Origin of the sequence: Streptomyces sp. CNQ085 (genome assembly GCF_022614595.1) — a bacterium.
Taxonomy (GTDB): domain Bacteria; phylum Actinomycetota; class Actinomycetes; order Streptomycetales; family Streptomycetaceae; genus Streptomyces.
In genome coordinates this window covers 3,842-7,669 of sequence record NZ_JAJFAU010000192.1, presented here as the reverse complement: position 1 = coordinate 7,669, position 3,828 = coordinate 3,842, and the positions used below count along the sequence as shown (strand labels likewise).

At 74.6% G+C, this 3,828-nt stretch carries 4 protein-coding genes; all 4 read left to right on the top strand.

All coding sequences use genetic code 11. The features are described 5' to 3' along the window. Positions 1-157: 157 nt before the first annotated feature. On the top strand, positions 158-850 hold the full coding sequence (gene grpE / locus LJ221_RS22275; protein ID WP_241718505.1) for a nucleotide exchange factor GrpE: 693 nt from the start codon (positions 158-160) through the stop codon (positions 848-850). A gap of 33 nt (positions 851-883) precedes the next feature. Beyond that, complete coding sequence (gene dnaJ / locus LJ221_RS22270) at positions 884-2,068, top strand: molecular chaperone DnaJ (protein WP_241718504.1); 1,185 nt, start codon at positions 884-886, stop codon at positions 2,066-2,068. Positions 2,069-2,073: 5 nt separating this feature from the next. Beyond that, the gene (locus tag LJ221_RS22265) at positions 2,074-2,550 is read left to right on the top strand and encodes a heat shock protein transcriptional repressor HspR (protein WP_241718506.1); all 477 of its coding nucleotides are present in this window, start codon (positions 2,074-2,076) and stop codon (positions 2,548-2,550) included. Positions 2,551-2,686: 136 nt separating this feature from the next. Further along, positions 2,687-3,547 carry a serine protease gene (locus LJ221_RS22260; RefSeq protein WP_241718503.1) on the top strand — a complete coding sequence of 287 codons (861 nt, stop codon included), beginning with the start codon at positions 2,687-2,689 and terminating at the stop codon, positions 3,545-3,547. Positions 3,548-3,828: the final 281 nt, after the last annotated feature.

Sequence of the window (3,828 nt, the reverse complement as noted above, 5' to 3'; positions counted from 1 at the left end):
CCGTCAGCCAGAAGCTGGGCCAGGCCCTGTACGCCGACGCCCAGGGCCAGCAGGCCGCGGGTGGCGAGGCCGGCGGCGGCGCGAAGGCCGGCGGCGCGGACGAGGACGTGGTGGACGCCGAGATCGTCGACGACGACAAGCCCAAGGGTGGTGCGGCGTGACGGAGGAGACCCCGGGTTTCGAGCAGGAGCCCGACGTCCCCGCCGAGCCGGGCGAGCCGGGCGAGCGGCCCGGTGACGCGGTGCGGGATTCCAAGGCCGCCGAGGAGGCGGCCGAGGAGACGGCCCCCGGTGAGTCCGGGGTGTCCGGGGACGCCGGGCAGGGGACGGCGCTGACCGCCCAGCTCGACCAGACCCGTACGGCGCTGAACGAGCGCACCCAGGACCTGCAGCGGCTCCAGGCGGAGTTCTCCAACTACCGCCGCCGGGTCGAGCGGGACCGGGTGGCGGTCAAGGAGATCGCCATCGCCAACGTGCTCACCGAACTGCTGCCAGTGCTCGACGACATCGGCCGCGCCCGGGACCACGGCGAACTGGTCGGCGGCTTCAAGTCGGTGGCCGAGTCGCTGGAGACGGTCGTGGCGAAGATGGGCCTGCAGCAGTTCGGCAAGGAGGGCGAGGCCTTCGACCCGACGGTGCACGAGGCCCTGATGCACTCGTACTCGCCCGACGTCACCGAGACGACGTGCGTGCAGATCCTCCAGCCCGGGTATCGCATCGGCGAGCGCACGGTCCGCCCCGCGCGGGTCGGCGTGGCCGAGCCCCAGCCGGGCGCGCAGCCCGCCAAGGGCGGGGACCAGCAGGCGGAGACGGCAGCTGATGAGGAGAGCGGTGGCCCCGAGCAGGGCTGACGCGAGGGAACACCGGGAGGAGGGACGCCGGGGATGAGCACCAAGGACTTCGTGGAGAAGGACTACTACAAGGTCCTCGGCGTCCCCAGGGACGCCACCGAGGCGGAGATCAAGAAGGCGTACCGGAAGCTCGCCCGCGAGTTCCACCCGGACGCCAACAAGGGCGACGCCCGGGCCGAGGAGCGCTTCAAGGAGGTCTCCGAGGCCCACGACATCCTGGGCGATCCCAAGCGCCGCAAGGAGTACGACGAGGCACGCGCGCTCTTCGGCGCCGGCGGTTTCCGCGCCGGCCCGGGGGCGGGCGGCCCCGGCGGCTTCAACTTCGACCTGGGCGACCTCTTCGGGGGCGCCCAGGGCGGCGGCGCTCCCGGGGCGGGCGGCTTCGGCGGCGGCCTCGGGGATGTCTTCGGCGGGCTGTTCGGCCGGGGCGGCGGCGCGGGCACGCGTACCCAGCCGCGCCGCGGCCAGGACATCGAGTCCGAGGTGACGCTCAGCTTCACCGAGGCGGTGGACGGGGCCACGGTCCCGCTGCGGATGTCCAGCTCGGCGGCGTGCAAGGCCTGCGCGGGCACCGGTGACAAGAACGGCACCCCCAGGGTCTGCCCGACCTGCGTCGGCACCGGCCAGGTCAGCCGGGGCGGCGGGGGCGGATTCTCGCTCACCGACCCGTGCGTGGACTGCAAGGGCCGCGGCCTGATCGCACAGGACCCGTGCGAGGTCTGCAAGGGCAGCGGCCGGGCCACCAGCTCGCGCACCATGCAGGTCCGCATCCCCGCCGGGGTCTCCGACGGGCAGCGCATCCGGCTGCGCGGCAAGGGCGCTCCGGGCGAGCGTGGCGGCCCGAACGGCGATCTGTACGTCGTGGTGCACGTCGAGCCGCACCCGGTGTTCGGCCGCAAGGGCGACAACCTGACCGTCACCGTGCCCGTCACCTTCACGGAGGCGGCACTCGGCGGCGAGATCAAGGTGCCCACCCTGGGCGGCCCGCCGGTCACCCTGAGGCTCCCGGCCGGCACGCCGGGCGGCCGGACGATGCGCGCCCGCGGAAAAGGGGCGGCGCGCAAGGATGGCACCAGGGGCGACCTTTTGGTCACCATGGAGGTGACGGTCCCGAGGGAACTGAGCGACAAGGCGAGAGATCTGCTGGAGTCCTACCGTGACGCGACCGCGGACGATGACCCGCGGGCGGCGCTGTTCAAGGCCGCGAAGGGAGAATGACCGATATGGACGGCTACGGCCGCGGGCGACAGGGCCAGGGGCATGGGCGCGCCAACCCGTACGAGCTGACGGACGAGTCACCGGTCTACGTCATCTCCGTCGCGGCCCAGCTCTCCGGGCTCCACCCGCAGACGCTGCGGCAGTACGACCGGCTCGGTCTCGTCTCCCCCGACCGCGCTGCCGGGCGCGGCCGCCGCTACTCGGCACGGGACATCCAGCTCCTGCGCCAGGTGCAGCGGCTGTCGCAGGACGAGGGCATCAACCTCGCGGGCATCAAGCGCATCATCGAGCTGGAGAACCAGGTCGCGGCCCTCCAGGCCAGGGTGGCCGAGCTCCAGCAGGCGGTGGAGGGCGCGGCGGTGGCCATGCGCCGGCGCGAGGCGCAGGTGCACGCCTCCTACCGCCGCGATCTGGTGCCCTACCACGATGTGCGGCAGTCCAGCGCACTGGTGGTCTGGCGGCCCCAGCGCTCCGCCGACTGATCCGCGCTCAGCCCCGGCTCGGGGCCGTCCGGCGTACACACGCGTCCGTCCGGGGCCGCCCGAACGGACGTCCCGCGCCACCCGGACGGCGGTGTGCGGATGGCATGCCGGCGTGGGAAGGGCGCAGCGTGAGGGCATGGACAGGATACGTGCCGTCATAGCCGCGTTCGTCACCGTCGCGACCTCCGCAGCGCTGCTGGGGGCCGCTCCCCTGGGTGTTCCCGTGGTCGATCCGGTGTCCGGCGCCGTGGCCGTTCGCACGACGGCCGACGGGACCGGCACCCCCCGGGTGCCCTGGCCCGGGGGCACCGTGCGGACCGTCGGGAAGCTCATCGGGAGCTATCCGGGCGGACAGCTGCTCGCCTGCTCCGGCGCCGTCGTGGACGCCCCCAACGGAAGCGTCGTCGTCACCGCCGCGCACTGCGTCCACAATCCCGGCGAGGCGCGCTGGAAGCAGGCATGGTTCGTCCCCGCCTACGACCGCCACGGCACCGCGAACGCCACCCGTGCCGGCTGGCGGGTGGAGTCGGCGCACCTGGAGTCCGCCTGGAAGCAGGGGAGTCTGCCGCAGGCCCTGCCGTACGACTACGCCTTCCTGAAGGTGGAGGAGAAGGACGGGCGGACCCTCCAGGAGACGGTCGGCGCCAACCGCCTGGGCTTCGAGCCCGTCGACCCGGCCGAGCCCACCGTGGCCCTCGGCTATCCGGCGACCGAGCCGTACGACGGCGAGACGCTCGCCCACTGCGCGGGCTCGCCCGCCCTGCTGACCGAGCGGGACACCCGTCAGCCGAACGTGGGCGGGCTGCTGCTGGAGTCCTGCGACCTGACCCAGGGCTCCAGCGGCGGGCCGTGGCTGCGGGACTACGACGCCGTGAGCCAGTCCGGCACGGTGGTGGCCGTGATGTCGGTCGGCGACGACCGGGGCCGGGTGCTGGGCCGCCCCTTCCCGGCCGAGGCGCGGCGTCTGCTCCAGGCGGCCGGCGCCACCCGCGGCTGAGCCGCACGGGCGGAGCGGGCCCGGCCGGCCCCGCCGCCTCATGAGCCGACGCCGTCCCGCCCGATGTGCGACCGGGCGGGGCGGCGTCCTGCCGTACGCGGGCGGGGCACCGGCGCGGGCCGGAGGGGGCGCGGGTCAGAGGGGGCGGACGGTGCCCATCGCCCGGTCCAGGGCGATCTCGATCAGCACCCGCTCCGGATTGGGCGCGGGGGTGCGCCCGTACCGCTCGGCGTAGCGGGCGACCGCGTCCGCGACCGCGTCCGGGGGGGGGGGGGGGGGGG